Annotated in this window: 11 protein-coding genes; 2 read left to right on the forward strand and 9 right to left on the reverse strand. The window is 63.6% G+C overall.

All coding sequences use genetic code 11. The features are described from left to right. Positions 1-21 precede the first annotated feature (21 nt). From CK227_RS22565 to CK227_RS22580, 4 genes are all read right to left on the reverse strand, one after another. Positions 22-1641, reverse strand: coding sequence for an ABC transporter ATP-binding protein (locus tag CK227_RS22565; protein ID WP_095770949.1), 1620 nt, complete (start codon positions 1639-1641; stop codon positions 22-24). A gap of 17 nt (positions 1642-1658) precedes the next feature. Further along, entirely contained in the window at positions 1659-2780 is a 1122-nt protein-coding gene (locus CK227_RS22570) for an ABC transporter permease subunit (protein ID WP_095770813.1), read from the reverse strand. Further along, positions 2773-3696 (reverse strand): ABC transporter permease subunit, encoded by a 924-nt coding sequence (locus CK227_RS22575; RefSeq protein ID WP_095770814.1) that lies wholly within the window; start codon positions 3694-3696, stop codon positions 2773-2775. Before CK227_RS22575 ends, CK227_RS22570 begins: the two co-directional genes overlap by 8 nt. 162 nt (positions 3697-3858) lie before the next feature. After that, a complete protein-coding gene (locus CK227_RS22580) occupies positions 3859-5451 on the reverse strand; it encodes a peptide ABC transporter substrate-binding protein (RefSeq protein ID WP_095770815.1) in 1593 nt (530 codons plus the stop codon). Positions 5452-5734: 283 nt separating this feature from the next. Between CK227_RS22580 and CK227_RS22585 the strand changes: the two genes are divergently transcribed. Next, positions 5735-6181 (forward strand): TadE/TadG family type IV pilus assembly protein, encoded by a 447-nt coding sequence (locus CK227_RS22585; RefSeq protein WP_095770816.1) that lies wholly within the window; start codon positions 5735-5737, stop codon positions 6179-6181. Continuing rightward, complete coding sequence (locus CK227_RS22590; protein WP_095770817.1) at positions 6182-7939, forward strand: TadG family pilus assembly protein; 1758 nt, start codon at positions 6182-6184, stop codon at positions 7937-7939. A gap of 51 nt (positions 7940-7990) precedes the next feature. Here CK227_RS22590 and CK227_RS22595 read toward each other — a convergent pair whose 3' ends face one another. The 5 genes from CK227_RS22595 to glgC form a co-directional block, all read right to left on the reverse strand. Continuing rightward, positions 7991-9637 (reverse strand): alpha-glucosidase family protein, encoded by a 1647-nt coding sequence (locus CK227_RS22595; RefSeq protein ID WP_095770818.1) that lies wholly within the window; start codon positions 9635-9637, stop codon positions 7991-7993. Then, the gene (gene glgX / locus CK227_RS22600; protein WP_095770819.1) at positions 9637-11697 is read right to left on the reverse strand and encodes a glycogen debranching protein GlgX; all 2061 of its coding nucleotides are present in this window, start codon (positions 11695-11697) and stop codon (positions 9637-9639) included. Before glgX ends, CK227_RS22595 begins: the two co-directional genes overlap by 1 nt. 199 nt (positions 11698-11896) lie before the next feature. After that, positions 11897-13525, reverse strand: coding sequence for an alpha-D-glucose phosphate-specific phosphoglucomutase (locus CK227_RS22605; protein WP_095770820.1), 1629 nt, complete (start codon positions 13523-13525; stop codon positions 11897-11899). A gap of 3 nt (positions 13526-13528) precedes the next feature. Further along, the gene (gene glgA, locus CK227_RS22610; protein ID WP_095770821.1) at positions 13529-14974 is read right to left on the reverse strand and encodes a glycogen synthase GlgA; all 1446 of its coding nucleotides are present in this window, start codon (positions 14972-14974) and stop codon (positions 13529-13531) included. 83 nt (positions 14975-15057) lie between these two features. Beyond that, positions 15058-16323, reverse strand: a complete 1266-nt coding sequence (gene glgC / locus CK227_RS22615) for a glucose-1-phosphate adenylyltransferase (protein WP_095770822.1) — start codon at positions 16321-16323, stop codon at positions 15058-15060. Positions 16324-16325 lie beyond the last annotated feature (2 nt).

Below are 16325 nucleotides of genomic sequence, written 5' to 3' on the forward strand. Positions count from 1 at the left end.
GATTGCCTTACCTGAAACGTCTCAGGCGCTTAGCCGGAATCGGGTGACATCGATCGCCGCCGCCATCAGCGTCTGCGTGTAGACGTGCTGCGGGTTGCTGAAGATTGCCTCTGTAGGCCCCTCCTCGACGATCTTGCCCTGTTTCATGACGATGATGTAGTCGGCCATGGCGCGCACCACGGCGAGGTCGTGGCTGATGAACAGGTAGGACAGTTCATGGTCCGCCTGCAGCTTGCGCAGGAGTTCGACGATCTGTTTCTGCACCGAGCGGTCGAGCGCCGAGGTCGGTTCGTCCAGCACGACCATCTTTGGTTTCAGGATCATGGCGCGGGCAATGGCGATGCGCTGCCGCTGGCCGCCGGAGAATTCGTGCGGGTAGCGGTTGCGGGCGTTGGGATCGAGGCCGACTTCACGCAAGGCCTCGACCGCGCGCTGGTCGCGCTGCTTGCCCGAAAGATTGGGCTCATGCACCAGCAGCCCTTCGGTGATGACCTGGCCGACGGTCATGCGCGGCGACAGCGAGCCGAAAGGATCCTGGAAGACGAGTTGCATCTGGCGCCGCAGCGGCCGCATCGCCTGGCGGTCGGCTGTCGAAATGTCGCGATCGCCAAAACGAATCAAGCCATCGCTCGGCAGCAGCCGCAGCAGAGCGCGGCCAAGCGTCGATTTTCCCGAGCCGGACTCGCCGACAATGCCGATGGTCTGGTTACGCTGCAGCCGGATCGAAATGTCGTCGACGGCGCGCAGCATCAGCGGCTCGCCGGCCAGAAACCCGCCGCCGATCCTGAATGTGACCTCGACATGCCTGCCTTCGAGCACCACGGGTGCATTGGCGGGCGGGGGCGCCTTGCTTCCCGTCGGCTCTGCCGCCAGCAGCATCTTGGTATAGGCGTGCTGCGGGTTGGCGAAGATCGCTCCCGCCTCGCCCTCCTCGACCACCTCGCCCTGGCGCATGACATAGACCCGATCGGCGAAGCGCCGGACGATGCCGAGATCGTGGGTGATGAAGACGATGGCCATGCCGAGCTTGCGCTGCAATTCGGCGAGCAGCATCAGGATCTGCGCCTGGATGGTCACGTCGAGCGCCGTGGTCGGCTCGTCGGCGATCAGGATGTCGGGATCGTTGGCGAGCGCCATGGCGATCATCACACGCTGGCGCTGGCCGCCGGACATTTCGTGCGGGTAGGATTTCATCCGCCGTTCGGGATCGGGAATGTGCACCAGCCGCAAGAGCTTGAGCGCCTCTTCGCGCGCCTCGGCGGCATTCAGGCCGCGATGCCGGCGGATCGGTTCGATCAGCTGATTGCCGATCGAATAGAGCGGATCGAGCGAGGTCATCGGCTCCTGGAAGATCATGCTGATCTTGGCGCCACGCACCTTGTTCAGGTCGGATTTACTCAGCGTCAGCAGGTTGCGGCCGCGATAGTCGACGCTGCCCGTGGCCTCGCCGTTCGAGGCGAGCAGGCTCATCGCCGCCATCATGGTCTGGCTCTTGCCGGAGCCGGACTCGCCGACCACGGCGACGGTCTCGCCGGCATTGACGTGGATGTTGATGCCCTTCACCGCTTCGACCGCGCCGTCGAGCGTGCGGAAGCGGACACGCAGGTCCTTGACGCTGAGGATCGTTTCGGGAGTGGCCATGTCAGCGGTGCCCATCTTTATCGATCTCTCGGGTCGAGCGCGTCGCGCAGGCCATCGCCGACGAAGTTCAGCGCAAACAGCGTCGAGACGAGGAAGAAAGCAGGAAACAGGAGCAGCCAGTTGGCGGTGCCGATGTTCTTGGCGCCGACCGAAATCAGCACGCCCCAGCTGGTCATCGGCTCCTGCACGCCAAGGCCGAGGAACGACAGGAAACTCTCCAGGATGATGACCTGCGGCACCAGCAAGGTCATGTAGATGACGACCGGGCCGAGCAGATTGGGGATGACGTGGCGCAGCAGGATGCCGCGCTGGCCGACGCCCATGGCTTCCGCCGCCTGGACATATTCCTGGCGGCGGATCGACAGCGCCTGGCCGCGCACGATGCGCGCCATGTCGAGCCACAGCACCGCGCCAACCGCCAGGAACATCAGCACGAAGTTGCGGCCGAAGAACACCACCAGCATGATGACGAAGAAGATGAACGGCAAGGAATAGAGCACATCGACGATGCGCATCATCACCTCGTCGATCCTGCCGCCGGAGAAACCCGCGGCGGCGCCATAGACCACCCCGATCACCACCGCGACGACGCCGGCGAGCAGGCCGATGGCCAGTGAGATGCGACCGGCCATCAGCGTGCGCGAGAGCAGATCGCGGCCGGTGTTGTCGGTGCCGAACAGAAAATATTGCTGCTTGACCGACGCGCTCATCGTCACTTCCAGACCGTCGGGCGACTTGCTCTCGATCTTGGTGTCGTCAAAGGCATCGGAGCGGTCGAGGTAGCGGATGTTGCGGTCATCGATCGGCTTGGTCGACTTGACCGTGACGAAGACCTGATTGCCCTCCTGGTGCCATTCCTTGATATCGACCCGCATGCGCTTGATCGCATCATTGAGCGCGGACTCGATCATGTCGGGCTTCGGATAGGCTGTCAGGCTTGGCGGCATGCGCACATAGTCGGCATAGATGGTCGTGTACTGATGCGGCACGAACCAGGGGCCAAACACGCTGACGAGCCCGATCAAGGCGAGGTAGTAGAGGCTGAACATGGCGGCGCGGTTGGCCTTGAGACGCGCCCAGGCATCGCCCCACAGCGAGCGGCCGACGATAGCGGGAGCAGTGGCTGCGATGTCAGTCATAGCGCACCCTCGGGTCGACGACCGCGTACATGACGTCGACGATCAGGTTGAAGACGATGGTGAAGATGGCGATCACCACCACCGTTCCCATCACCAGCGTGTAATCGCGGTTGAGCGCGGCATCGACGAAGTAGCGGCCGACGCCGGGAATGGAGAAGATCGTCTCGACTATGACGGAGCCGGTCAAAAGGGCCGCCGCCGCCGGGCCGGTGAAGGAAACGATCGGCAGGATGGCGCCGCGCAAGGCGTGTTTGACCACAACCGACCAGTCGGAAAGGCCGAGCGCGCGGGCGGTGCGGATGTGATGGGATCGCAGCGATTCGATCATCGAGCCGCGCATCAGGCGGGCGACGATGGCGATCTGCGGCAAGGCAAGCGTCAGCACCGGGCCGACCTTGTTGATGAAGGCGCCATCGCCCCAGCCGCCGATCGGCAGAAGTTTCCAGGTCAGGCCGAAGAGAAGCTGGATCACCGGCGCGATGACAAAGGTGGGGATGGTGCTGCCGGCCGTGGCCAGCGCAATCACCGTATAGTCGCCAAGCTTGTTCTGGTTGAGCGCGGCGATGGAGCCGAGCACGGAACCGAGCAGCAGCGCCAGGATCAGGGCCGAGGCGCCGAGTTGCACCGAAATGGGCAGGCCCTTGGCGAACAGTTCGGTGACGGTGAAATCCGGCATGTTGTAGCTCGGGCCGAAATTGCCGCGTAAGAGATTGCCGAGATAGTGGACATATTGCAGCCAGAGCGGATCGTTGAGGCCGAACTGGGCTTCAAGGTTGGCTTTGATCTCGGGGCTCAGCCCCCGCTCCTGGTTGAATGGCCCGCCTGGCGCGACGCGCATCAGGAAGAACGCCATCGTCACAATGACGAACAGCGTCGGTATGGCGGTCAAAAGCCGCCGGAATACGTATCGCAGCATCGGTGCCCCACTTGATCCGGAACACGCCTGTCCGATTGGACCATTGTGCTCCAGCCTTCAAATTTTCGCACCGGATTTTCCGAAAATCGATTGCGCGTCCCGGCCGATGCGATGGCAAACCAGCACCGCCGCGCACGAAGTGCGCGGCGGCTTGGCCAGGGATCAGTCCTTGCTGACGAAACGCGACGGATGGACATCCATCACATTGTCGACGAAGCCATGCAGCTTCGAGGACACGATGTCGTGGTAGCTGTAGTAGAGCAGCGGGATCTGGCCGACATCGTCGACGAGAATGCGTTCGGCCTCGGAGAGTTCCTTCATGCGCTCCTCGGGCTTGCCTCCGGCGGCGGCTGCCTTGTCCATCGCTGCTTCATAGGCCGGGCTGTTGTAGTTCGAGTAGTTGTTGCCGCTCGCCTTGCGCGAGATGCCAAGGAAGGTTTCCGGATCCTTGTAGTCGGCGATCCAGGCGGCACGCGCCACGTCATAGTCGCCCTTCTGCTCGAGGAAGGAGTAGTGCGTCTTGGTGTCGGTGTTGAGCAGCGTGACGTCGACGCCAAGCGGCTTCAGCTGCTCCTGGATGGCGACCGCGGTGTTCTTGTGATTTTCCGAGGTGTTGTAGCGGATTTCCATCTTCAGCGGATGTTCGGGCGTGTAGCCGAGTTTCTCAAGGATTTTCTTGGCCGCGTCCTCGCGGTCTATCTGCGGCATCTCGGCATATTTGGCCATTGCGGGCGTGTAGCCCTCGATGCCGGGAGGCACCATCGAATAGCCGGGCAGCATCGAGTTCTGCCAGACCTTTTCGGCGATGAAGTCGCGGTCGATCGCCATCGAGATGGCGTTGCGCAGTTCAGGGTTGTTCCACGGCGCCTTGTCGGTCTTGATGGCGTAATAATAGGTGCCGAGATAGGGGCCGACATGGATCTGGTCGCCGAACTTGGTCTTGAGGTCGGCAAGCTGTTCGGTCGGCAGATCGTCATAGCTGTCGAGTTCGCCTGCCTCGAAGCGCTTCATCGCCGATGAGCGGTCTTCGGTCGGGATATAGTTGACCACGTCGAACTTGACAGTTGCGGCGTCCCAGAATTTCGGATTCTTGACCAGCTTCATGTGGTCGTTGGGAACCCATTCTGCCAGCGTGTAGGCGCCGTTCGAGACGAGCTTGCCGGGCTTGATCCAGTCGGCGCCGAGTTTCTCAATCGAAGCCTTGCTGACCGGATAGGTCGCCTGGTGGGTCAGCATCTCCAGGAAGTAGGGCGTCGGCGCCTTCAGGGTCACTTCCAGGGTGTTGGCGTCGATGGCCTTGACGCCCATGTCCTCGGGCTTGCCTTTCTTGGTGTTGACGTCCTCGGCGCCCTTCACCGGATACAGCATCGAGGCGTATTCGGCCCCGGTCGCCGGATCTTCCAGCCGGTGGAAGGCGTAGACAAAGTCGTCCGCCGTCACCGGGCTGCCGTCCGACCACATGCCGTCCTTGCGCAGCTTGAAGGTGTAGACGGTGCCGTCATCCGACACCGTCCAGCTTTCGGCGGCGCCCGGAATGAGATTTGCCTTCTCGTCCTGCATGACCAGTCCCTGGAACAGGTCGCGCAGCACGTTGGCTTCATACACCGTCGAGGTCTTGTGCGGGTCGACCGACTCCGATTCGGCGGCGGTGCCCCTGTTATAGACGCTCTCGGCGAACGCCGGCGAGTAGAATGCGCCGGCGGCTACCGCCATGGTGGTGGCGAATACCGTCGCCTTCAGCATGTTTTTCAGCATGAAGTTCTCCCTGTCGGCGCTGCCCGCGGCGCGCCTTTGAGTGTTGACGCCCCGGAACCGATGCCTGGTTCCTTTGAGCGTGCCGCCGGTTCCCCCCGGCAGCTGGTGGCAGGAGACTAGACAGGAGGTAAGCTCTTTTCAACCGAGTACTGATTGACCCTAAGTCAATCCTCAAAAACGAAGAAGCAACAGCTAAATTAGAACGGCATTTTCAATCGCGCGCATCCCCAGGTTGCACCCAGAGTTTTCGCTTTCTGCATGCGAACTTTGGCAAGCTGGTATCATGGTACAGAACCTCATTTCCAGGCTCCGAAGACGTGCGTTCCGAACAGACAATTCGGGAACGTCGGCGGTCGAGTTCGCCCTGCTGTCGCCGATTTTTATCCTTCTTCTGCTCGGAATGGTTGCGTACGGTATCTATTTTGGTGCTGCCAACTCGATCCAGCAGATCGCGGCGGATGCCGCCCGGACGGCTATAGCCGGGTTGAATCAGACCGAGCGGCAGACGCTCGTTGCCGCCTTCCTCGCCAACAATGCCGGTGGTTACCCCTTCGTGGACGCCAGCAAACTGACCTACCAGGCCAATGACAGCGTGGCCGACGGCAGCCAGTTCGTGGTGTCGGTCTCGTACGATGCACACAACCTGCCGATCTGGAATCTCTTCCCGGGCATAGCCATGCCAGGGACCACCATCAAGCGTCAGTCAACGATCAGGGTTGGGGGTATCTGAATGCTGCAGCGTGCGGGCAAGGGCATCGGCCGGCTTGCACGGTCTATGATGGAGGACAGGAAGGCGAATTTCGCCGTCATGACCGCGCTGAGCGCGCCGGTCGCCCTGGCGCTGGCCGCGGTGGCCATCGATGAAGCCTCCATCTACTCGGAGCGCCGGCAGGCCCAGGCGATGGTCGATCTGGCGGCGATCACCGCAGCCTCGAACATCAACAATGTCAACACGGCGGTCGTCACCACGCTCACCGACAACGGCATGCCGGGTGTCGTCGTTCAAGCCTCGGGCCAGACCATTGCCGCGGCCCTCGGCAAGACCGTGGTGACGGTCACGCAGGGCCGATATGCCTCGACGACCACCAACGTCACCCAACGCTTCCAGGCGGGCGTGACACCCTACAATGCGGTACGTGTCACGCTGGCGAAAGTCCCCACCCGCTATTTTGCAAGTTCGCTCATCCCCACTCCGGTCATCGGCACCCAAGCCACGGCCAGCATGACGCCGCAGGCGGCATTCTCGGTGGGGTCGAGACTGCTCGGCGTCAATGGCGGCATCCTCAATGCTTTGCTGAGCGGGCTCCTCGGCGGCAACATTTCGCTCAGTGTCATGGACTATAACGGGCTGATCTCGGCCGATGTCAGCGTCTTGTCCTTCATCAGTGCGCTCGCCATACAATTGAACATCACGGCCGGCACCTATTCGGACGTACTGGCCTCGAAAGCGACTGTCGGCCAGATCGCCACCGCCATGGCCAACGTCCCCGGCCTCGGCAACACGGCCAAGGTCGCCCTGCAGACCATCGCCTCCAAGTCGACCAGCACGGTCAAGATCCCGCTCAGCAGCCTTGTCGATCTCGGCTCCGTCGGCAGCCTGGGCCTCGGGCAACAGCCGTCCGGCTTCGGCGTCGATGCAAGCGCCATGGGAATGCTGACCGCCGCCGCCGTGCTCGCCAACGGCACCAACCAGGCTGCGGTGGATCTCGGCGCCACCATTCCGGGATTGCTCTCGACCAAGCTCAACATCGCCATCGGGCAGCCGCCGCAATCCTCGCCCTGGCTCGCGGTCGACGGCATCGGCACTGTCGTGCGCACCGCCCAGACGCGCATCAAACTGACGGCCTCCGTCGGTGTCGGCACGCCGGGCCTCGGCGGCGGCAGCAGCCTGCTCGCCGTCAACCTGCCGCTCAATGTCGAAGTCGCCTATGCCGAAGCCAAGCTGACCGACATCAGCTGTCCGACAGGGCCTTCCAGCATCAGCGTTTCGATCGCCGCGCACCCGGGCGTTGCCCAGCTTAACCTGGCTAACAGCAACAATCCCTCCGGCTTCGCCGATTTCAGCCAGCCGCAGACCTTCACCGATGCGGACATCGCCGATGTGAAGCTGCTGTTGATACCGCTGATCCAGGTGATGGGTTCGGCCGCGACCGCCATCACCAACAACAATCCGCAGACCTTGACGTTCAATGCGACCGACATCGCCAACAAGACGGTCAAAACCGTTTCGACGCGCAACATCTCGCAGTCGCTCACCACGTCGCTGGTCAACAACCTGTCGCTTTCGGCCAATGTGCTTGGTCTCGGCATCGATCTCACCGCGCTGCTCGGAACGGTCAAACCGGCGGTGGTGACCCTGCTCAACACCGTAACGGCGCCCGTCGACGACTTGCTCTACAATGTGCTGTCCGCGCTGGGTGTCGGCGTCGGCCAGGCCGACATACGCGTCACTGGAGCGACCTGCGGTCGGGCGGTGCTCGTTCAGTAAGGTTTTCGTGGCCAAGCGGGTCGCCTGGCCAAGGCGCAGTCGAACGGCCGGTCAGTCGAGCCGGCCAAGGAAGCAACCGACAGCCGGCAGCGAAAGCGCTTCTTCCTCGCCGGCAGCGTTGCCAGCCAGGACAGCAGCGACAGCGCCAATATCCGGCGGCAAGGGCCAATTCGCCGGCTCTCCAGCGAAATTGAAGACGCAGAGCAGTTTCTGCCCGCCGCCTTCGCGGATGAAGGCCAGCACGTCGCCTTCGGCGTCGAGAAAGCGGATCGAACCGCTGACCAGCGCCGGATGGCGCCTGCGCAAGGCGAGCGTCGAACGGTAGGCGGACAACACCGATTGGTCGCTGCCGTTCTGCACATCGGCGGCGCGGGCGCGATGGCTGGCGGGGACCGGCAGCCAGGGTTTGCCCGTCGAGAAGCCCGCATTGTCGGCGCCGGCTTCCCAAACCATCGGCGTGCGGCAGCCATCCCTGCCCTTCACACCGGGCCAGAAACGGATGCCGACGGGATCGCGCAGATCCTCATAGGCAAGCTCCGCCTCCTCCAGGCCGAGTTCCTCACCCTGATAGAGGCAGATCGAACCGCGCAGGCAGGCGAGCAGCATGATCGAGAATCTGGCCACCGCCTCGGCATCGCCATCCGGCGCTGTCCAGCGGCTGACATGGCGCACCACGTCATGGTTGGAAAACGCCCAGCAGACCCAGCCTTCGGCAACCGCATGTTCGAAGGCCTCGACGCAGCCGCGCACATGCGCCGCCGAGAACCGCGGACCGAGCAGGTCGAAGGTGTAGCACATCTGCAGCTTGTCGCCGCCGGAGGTGTAGGCGGCCAGCGTCTGCAGCGAGCGGCTCTCATCGCCGATTTCGCCGACGGCGGCGCGCTCTGGATATTCGTCGAGCAGCGCCCGGAAACGCCTGAGGAAAGCCCGATTCTCCGGCTGCGTTTTGTCGAACAAATGCTCCTGGTAAAGGTAGGTGTTGGTCTCGCCATTGGTGCCGGCGACGCTCGACGCCAGGGGCGGATTGCTGCGCAGCCAGCGGTCGTGGAAATAATAGTTGACGGTGTCGAGCCGGAAGCCGTCGACGCCGCGCTCCAGCCAGAAGCGCACCGTGTCCAGCAGCGCGTCCTGGACCTCCGGATTGTGGAAATTCAGATCGGGCTGCGAGGCAAGGAAATTGTGCATGTAATATTGCCGGCGGGTCGAATCCCACTCCCAGGCCGGGCCGCCGAAGACGGACAGCCAGTTGTTGGGCGCATTGCCGTCGGGTTTCGTATCGGCCCACACGTACCAGTCGGCCTTGGGATTGTCGCGGCTGGCGCGGCTCTCGATGAACCATTCGTGTTTGTCGGATGAGTGCGACAAGACCTGGTCGATGACGACCTTCAGGCCCAGCCGGTGCGCCTCGGCGACCAGAGCGTCGAAATCCTCCAGCGAACCGAACATCGGATCGACGTCGCGATAGTCCGACACGTCATAGCCCATGTCGGCCATCGGCGACTTGAAGAAGGGCGATAGCCAGACGGCATCGACGCCGAGCGAGGCGATGTGGGCAAGTCGCGCGGTGATACCCCTGAGATCGCCGCTGCCGTCGCCGGTCGTGTCCTGGAAGGAGCGCGGATAGACTTGGTAGATAACGCAGCCGCGCCACCATTCGGCCCCCTGCCCCGCCCAAGGGTCGGCATTGTTGTCGGCCATCACGAACCCTTCCTGGCGCGACCCTTGGCGGTCCAGCGCGAACTGGTTTTTTTCGCATCGGATTGCCCGAAGCCCGGCTGCCACTTTTCGGTCCGATGCTCTGCCATGAAATGGACGCTGCGGCCCGGCAGCGGCCGCACAAGGTCGATCGCCTGCGTCTCGATCGCCGGCTGCCATCGGAAGCCTTCCCGCACGGGCAAGGTGAAGACGCATTGGCGACGATCGCCATTGATCATGACGGCAAGGCGGTCGCCGCCTGCATCACCCAATAGCATGACGAGGCGGTGTCGCGCGGGGTCGTTCCAGTCCGTCTCGGCAAGCGGCATACCGGTCTCGGTCAACCAGGCGACGTCGAGGATGCCTGTCGCATCGGCCGGTTGTCCCGTCAGGAAATCGGTATCCGACAAAGCGGGGACGGTACGGCGAAGCATGCCGAGCGCCGATGCGTAGCGCTCCAGCGCCTGGTCGCGGCCGGCCCAGTCGAGCCAGGTGATGGCATTGTCCTGCGCATAGGCATTGTTGTTGCCCTTCTGGGAGCGGCCGAACTCGTCGCCCGCTGTCAGCATGATGGTGCCGCGCGAGGCAAACAGCGTGGCGAGCAGCGCGCACTGGTCGTCGAAGCGCGCTTTGGTGATCGCGGCACTGTCCGTCTCGCCCTCGGCGCCGTTGTTCCAGGACAAATTGTCGTTGTGGCCGTCGCGGTTCTGCTCGCCATTGGCCGCGTTGTGCTTGCGCTCATAGGCGACGATGTCGGCCAGCGTCATCCCGTCATGGGCGGCGATGAAATTGAGCGTGCGGCTGGCCGGCTGGCCGGCCTTGCCAAAAACATCGGACGAACCGGCAAGCCGCGTCGCAAGCGCTCCTACCGCGCCGGCATCGCCTCGCCAGAAGTGCCTGGCGTCGTCGCGATAGCGGTCGTTCCATTCGAGGAAGCGCGGCGGGAAGTTGCCGAGCTGGTAGCCGTCAGGGCCGATATCCCAGGGCTCGGCGACCAACACGCGATCGGCAAGGACGGGATCGCCGGCGATCGCCGCGAGCAAGGGCGCCGCGGGATCGAACACGCCGTCGACGCGGCCCAGCACCGGCGCCAGATCGAAGCGGAAGCCGTCGACGCCGGCGTTGCAGACAAAATGCCGGAGCGTGTCGAGCACCATGTCCCGCACTGCGGGATGATCGCAGGCGACGGTGTTGCCGGTGCCGGTGTCATTGACCAGCCTGCCATCCGGCCGGTGCCGATAGTAGCCCTGGTTGTCGAGGCCGCGCAGCGACAGCGTCGGCCCCAGCCGGTCGCTTTCGCCTGTGTGGTTGAAGACGAGGTCGAGGATGGTGCCGATGCCGGCCTTGCGCAGCGCCGCCACGGTGTCGCGCAATTCCCCGAGGCCGCCGGGCGCAAGACGCGGGTCGAGCGCCATGAAGGTGACAGGATTGTAGCCCCAGGCATTGCTCAGGCCCAGCGGCGGCAGGTGCCGCTCGTCGATCGACGCCGTCACCGGCATCAGTCCGACGGCCGACACGCCGAGCCTTTGCAGATGCTCGATGACGACAGGATGAGCAATTGCCGCGATCGTACCGCGCCGCGCTGGCGGAATGTCGGGATGCAGCTTGGTGAAGGCGCGCACAGGCACCTCGTAGATCAGGCCGCCCGGTCGAAACAGCGGCGGCAACACAGGCACCGCTTCGGGCACGGCTTTCGCCAGGGTCTTGGGCATCAGCGGCGCGGTGTCTGCGCCCTCGTTGCGCCGCGCGGCGAGCCGCCAGTGATAGGCGTATGGCCGGTCGATTTCGACGGCGTAGGGATCGGTAAGCAGCTTGTCGGGGTCGAACCACAACCCGCACTCGGGGGCATAGTCGCCGTCGGCGCGGAAGCCATACCGCGTGCCCGCGGCAAGGCCGGGAACGAAGAGCGCATGCACCCCCTCGCCTTCCGGCTGCAACTCCAACCGGTCGAGTTCGCGGTTTCCCTGCCCGTCGAAGATCGACACCCAGAGGCGGCGCGCCGACGAGGACCAGGCTGCGAAGCGGATGCCCTCGCGGGTGACGGTGGCGCCGAGTTGGGTCATGGGAGCGCCTCACCTTCTCCCCTTGTGGGAGAAGGTGGATCGGCACGCAGCGCCGAGACGGATGAGGGGTGTTGGAAGGAATAAGGCGCCGGTGTTCTGGGCGTCGGTTTGCGCCAAGCTGGAGCACCCCTCATCCGTCCGAGCTTCGCTCGGCCACCTTCTCCCACAAGGGGAGAAGGGGGAGCCTCCGCCTCCACCCTCAAGTAATCACGCTCGGCTTGTTGCGGCCGGTGTGGCTCTTGATCCCGGCAATGTCGTCGGCGGCCGCGATGAGGTCGGCAAGGGCTGCCTGCGTGTCGAGATCGTGCCTGGCCTTGTCCGGCTCGTAGCGCTCGATGTAGACGCGCAAAGTCGCGCCGGACGTGCCAGTGCCGGAAAGCCGGAAGACGACGCGCGAGCCGCCTTCGAACAGGATTCTGATACCCTGATGCTCGCTGGTCGAACCGTCGACCGGGTCGTGATAGGCGAAATCGTCGGCCTTGGCGATCTTCAGGCCGCGCACGCTGGTGCCGGGCAGCGAGCCGAGCTTCGCACGCAGTTCATCGACCAGAGCGTTGGCGCGGTCGCTCTCGACCTCCTCATAGTCGTGGCGGGAATAGTAGTTGCGCCCATAGGCCGCCCAGTGCTCGGTGACGACCTGCTTGCAGCTTTCGCCCCGCGCGGCGAGGATATTGAGCCAGAGCAGCACCGCCCACAGGCCGTCTTTTTCGCGCACATGGTTGGAGCCGGTGCCGGCGCTCTCCTCGCCGCAGATCGTCGCCATGCCGGCATCGAGCAGATTGCCGAAGAACTTCCAGCCGGTCGGCGTCTCGTAGATAGCGATGCCGAGTTTTTCGGCGACACGGTCGGCGGCGCCACTGGTCGGCATCGAGCGGGCGATGCCCTTCAGCCCGTCCTTGTAGCCGGGCGCCAGACGGGCATTGGCGGCAAGCATCGCCACCGAATCCGACGGGGTGACGAAAATGCCCTTGCCGATAATCAGATTTCGGTCGCCGTCACCGTCGGAAGCGGCACCAAAATCCGGCGCGTCCGGCCCCATCATCTCGTCATAGAGATGCTTGGCGTGCACCAGGTTCGGATCCGGATGATGGCCGCCGAAATCCGGCAGCGGCTTGAAGTTGCGGCAGGTGCCGCTGGGCGCGCCAAGCCGGTTCTCGAGGATTTCCTTGCCATAGGGACCTGTCACCGCATGCATGGCGTCGAAGCGCATGCGGAAGCCCGATTTGAACAGTCTGCGTAGCGCGTCGAAATCGAACAGGCTTTCCATCAGCTCGGCATAATCGGCGACCGGATCGATGATCTCGACCGTCATGCCGGCGGCCGTGACGGTGCCGATCGTATCGATGTCGATCGGATCGATGTCCGATATCTTGAAGCTCGCAATCGCCTTGGTCTTGGCAAAGATCGCATCGGTCAGCTTTTCCGGCGCCGGGCCGCCATTGCCGGCATTGTACTTGATGCCGAAATCCTCATGCGGGCCGCCGGGATTGTGGCTGGCCGACAGGATGATGCCGCCGAAGGTCTTGTATTTGCGGATGACATGCGAGGCGGCCGGTGTCGACAATATGCCGCCCTGCCCGACCATCACCTTGCCGAAGCCGTTTGCGGCCGCCATGGCGATTGCCTTCTGGATGACCTCGCGGTTGTAGAAGCGGCCGTCGCCGCCGATCACCAGCGTCTTGCCCTTGAAGCCGTCAAGCGCGTCGAAGATCGACTGGATGAAGTTCTCGGCATAGTGCTCCTGCTGGAACACGGGCACCTTCTTGCGCAGGCCCGACGTGCCGGGCTTCTGGTCTGAATAGGGCTTGGTGGGGACGGTCCGTATCATGCTTCAGGCAACCCTTTTCGAAAGCAGCAGGCGATAGAGTTCAAGATATTTTTCCGCGCTCTTGTCCCATGACACATCGCCCTTCATACCTTGGCGCTGGATGGTCTCGAAGGCCGCGGGATCGGCGTAGGCATCGACCAGGCGGCGTATGGCGTGCAGCATCGCGCCGCCATTGTTGGGAGCGAATTGGAACCCTGTCGCCACGCTGGTCGCCATAGCCGCTTCGTTGGCGTCGATGATGGTGTCGGCAAGGCCGCCGGTGCGGGCGACCACCGGCACGCAGCCGTAGCGCAGGCCGTAGAGCTGCGTCAGTCCACAGGGTTCGAAGCGGGACGGGATGATGATGGCGTCGCAGCCGCCCTGCATGGTGTGTGACAGCCCTTCGTCATAGCCGATGACCACGCCAATGCGGCCACGGTGGCGTGCGGCGGCGGCAAGCAGCGCGCCTTCGAGGCCCGCGTCACCGGAGCCCAGTATGGCCAGCCGCGCCCCAGTCGCGACGATGCCATCGATCACCGTCGCCAATATGTCCATGCCCTTCTGCCAGGTCAGCCGGCTGATGACGCAGACGATCGGGCTGTCGTCGCGGTCGAGGCCGAAACGCTCCTCCACGGCCGCCCTGTTCGGCGCCCGTGCCTTGAGCGTTGCGGCCGTATAGTTCGACACCAGATGCTTGTCCGTCTCCGGATCCCAGATGGCGGTGTCGATGCCATTGACGATGCCATAGAGATCGCTGGAGCGCATGTTGATCAGGCCGTCGAGTCCCATGCCGAATTCCGGCGAACGGATCTCCTGCGCATAGGTCGGGCTCACCGTGGTGATCGCCCAGGCCGCCTGCAGGCCAGCCTTGAGGAAGCCGACGCCACCATAATATTCGACGCCGTCAAGCGCCATCGCCACTGCCGGCAGGCCGAGTTCGCCGAAGATGCCGGCGCCGAACTGTCCCTGGAAGGCGAGATTGTGGACGGTCATCATCGACGGCGTGCCGACCGCCTTGCCGTAGCGCATATAGGCCAGCGTCATCGCCGACTGCCAGTCATGGGCATGGACGATGTCGGGCAGGTAGCCCGAGATGGCGCCGCCGGCGATATCGGCGCCGGCCTGGCTCAGGGCCGCGAAACGCCGCCAATTGTCCGGCCAGTCGGCGCCCGAAGCATTGCCGTAGGGACCGCCGGGACGGTCGAACAGATGCGGCGCGTCGAGCACGAAAAGGTCGAGCCCGGCAAGCTCGACGGCATGGATAGAGGCCTTGCCGCCTTGCAACAGCGGATATTGGTAGACGGCCTTGCGTTTCTTGAAGCCCTCCATCACCGCGGGAAAGCCTGGAATGAGCGTGCGCATGGTCACACCCTTGGCCGCCAGCGCGACGGGCAGCGCACCGGTCACGTCGGCAAGCCCGCCGGTCTTGATCAGCGGGAAGATCTCGGGCGTGACCGACAGAACCTGCATGCGTCTATCCCGATCCTGTCCAATTCTTTGTTTCCAGGCAATTCCCGCACGGAAACCCGTTTCGCACTTTTCGCGGAATTGCTCTAGAGCCCGAGTTTGTTGATCATGTCCTGCGTGACCAGGCAGATGCCCTTCTCCGAAACGCGGAAGCGCTTGGCGTCGAGCACGGGATCCTCGCCGACGACCAACCCCTCCGGTATCCTAACACCATGGTCAATGACGACGCGCTTCAACTTTGCGTTCCGGCCGACATGAACGTCGGGCAGCATGACCACCTCTTCCAGCGTCGAATAGGAATTGATGCGCGCGCCGGTGAAGATCAGGCTCTTCTTCAGCGTCGCGCCGGAGACGATGCAATCGCCCGAGACCAGCGAGGAAACGGCCGAGCCGCGCCGGCCATCCTCGTCATGGACGAATTTTGCCGGTGGCTTCAACTCGGCGTAGGTCCAGATCGGCCAGTCACGGTCGTAAAGGTCGAGCTCCGGCGTCACGTCGGTCAGGTCGATATTGGCTTCCCAATAGGCGTCGACCGTTCCGACATCGCGCCAATAGGCTTCGTTCTCGGCGGTCGAACGCACGCAAGATTTGGTGAAACGGTGCGCGATCGCCTTACCGTGCTCGACGATATAGGGGATGATGTCCTTGCCGAAATCGCGGCTTGAGCCCGGCTCGGCGGCGTCGCGGCGCAACTGCTCCATCAGGAACTTGGTCCTGAAGACGTAGATGCCCATCGAGGCCAGGGCGAAGTCCGGATTGCCCGGAATGCCGGGCGGATCGGCCGGCTTTTCGACGAAGGCGATGATGTTGTCCTTGGCATCGACATGCATGACGCCAAAGCCCGTCGCCTCCATGCGCGGCACTTCGAGACAGCCAACGGTGACGTCGGCATTGGCGTCGACATGCTGACGCAGCATCATCTCGTAGTCCATCTTGTAGATGTGGTCGCCAGCGAGGATGACCATGTATTCGGGGCCGTAGGCCTCGATGATGTCGATGTTCTGGTAGACGGCGTCAGCCGTACCTTCATACCACTGCGTTTCCGAGACGCGCTGGCTGGCCGGCAGGATGTCGAAGCTTTCGTTTCGTTCCGGCCGCAGGAAGTTCCAGCCGCGCTGCAGGTGGCGGATCAGCGAATGCGCCTTGTACTGGGTGGCGACGCCGAGGCGGCGAATGCCGGAGTTGAGCGCATTGGAGAGCGCGAAGTCGATGATGCGCGTCTTGCCGCCGAAATAGACCGCCGGCTTGGCGCGACGGTCGGTCAGTTCCTTGAGGCGGCTGCCACGGCCGCCGGCCAGTACATAGGCCATGGCATCGCGCGCCAGCGGCTGGGTCCGTTTCAAGTCTGCCATTT

Origin of the sequence: Mesorhizobium sp. WSM4308, from assembly GCF_002294905.1 — a bacterium.
Classification (GTDB): domain Bacteria; phylum Pseudomonadota; class Alphaproteobacteria; order Rhizobiales; family Rhizobiaceae; genus Mesorhizobium.

What these genes read in the sequence shown, in the direction of transcription:
- CK227_RS22565 (WP_095770949.1), bottom strand. Translation starts at nt 1,641, where the DNA reads ATGGCCACTCCCGAAACGATCCTCAGCGTCAAGGACCTGCGTGTCCGC.
- CK227_RS22570 (WP_095770813.1), bottom strand. Translation starts at nt 2,780, where the DNA reads ATGACTGACATCGCAGCCACTGCTCCCGCTATCGTCGGCCGCTCGCTG.
- CK227_RS22575 (WP_095770814.1), bottom strand. Translation starts at nt 3,696, where the DNA reads ATGCTGCGATACGTATTCCGGCGGCTTTTGACCGCCATACCGACGCTG.
- CK227_RS22580 (WP_095770815.1), bottom strand. Translation starts at nt 5,451, where the DNA reads ATGCTGAAAAACATGCTGAAGGCGACGGTATTCGCCACCACCATGGCG.
- CK227_RS22585 (WP_095770816.1), top strand. Translation starts at nt 5,735, where the DNA reads ATGGTACAGAACCTCATTTCCAGGCTCCGAAGACGTGCGTTCCGAACA.
- CK227_RS22590 (WP_095770817.1), top strand. Translation starts at nt 6,182, where the DNA reads ATGCTGCAGCGTGCGGGCAAGGGCATCGGCCGGCTTGCACGGTCTATG.
- CK227_RS22595 (WP_095770818.1), bottom strand. Translation starts at nt 9,637, where the DNA reads ATGGCCGACAACAATGCCGACCCTTGGGCGGGGCAGGGGGCCGAATGG.
- glgX (WP_095770819.1), bottom strand. Translation starts at nt 11,697, where the DNA reads ATGACCCAACTCGGCGCCACCGTCACCCGCGAGGGCATCCGCTTCGCA.
- CK227_RS22605 (WP_095770820.1), bottom strand. Translation starts at nt 13,525, where the DNA reads ATGATACGGACCGTCCCCACCAAGCCCTATTCAGACCAGAAGCCCGGC.
- glgA (WP_095770821.1), bottom strand. Translation starts at nt 14,974, where the DNA reads ATGCAGGTTCTGTCGGTCACGCCCGAGATCTTCCCGCTGATCAAGACC.
- glgC (WP_095770822.1), bottom strand. Translation starts at nt 16,323, where the DNA reads ATGGCAGACTTGAAACGGACCCAGCCGCTGGCGCGCGATGCCATGGCC.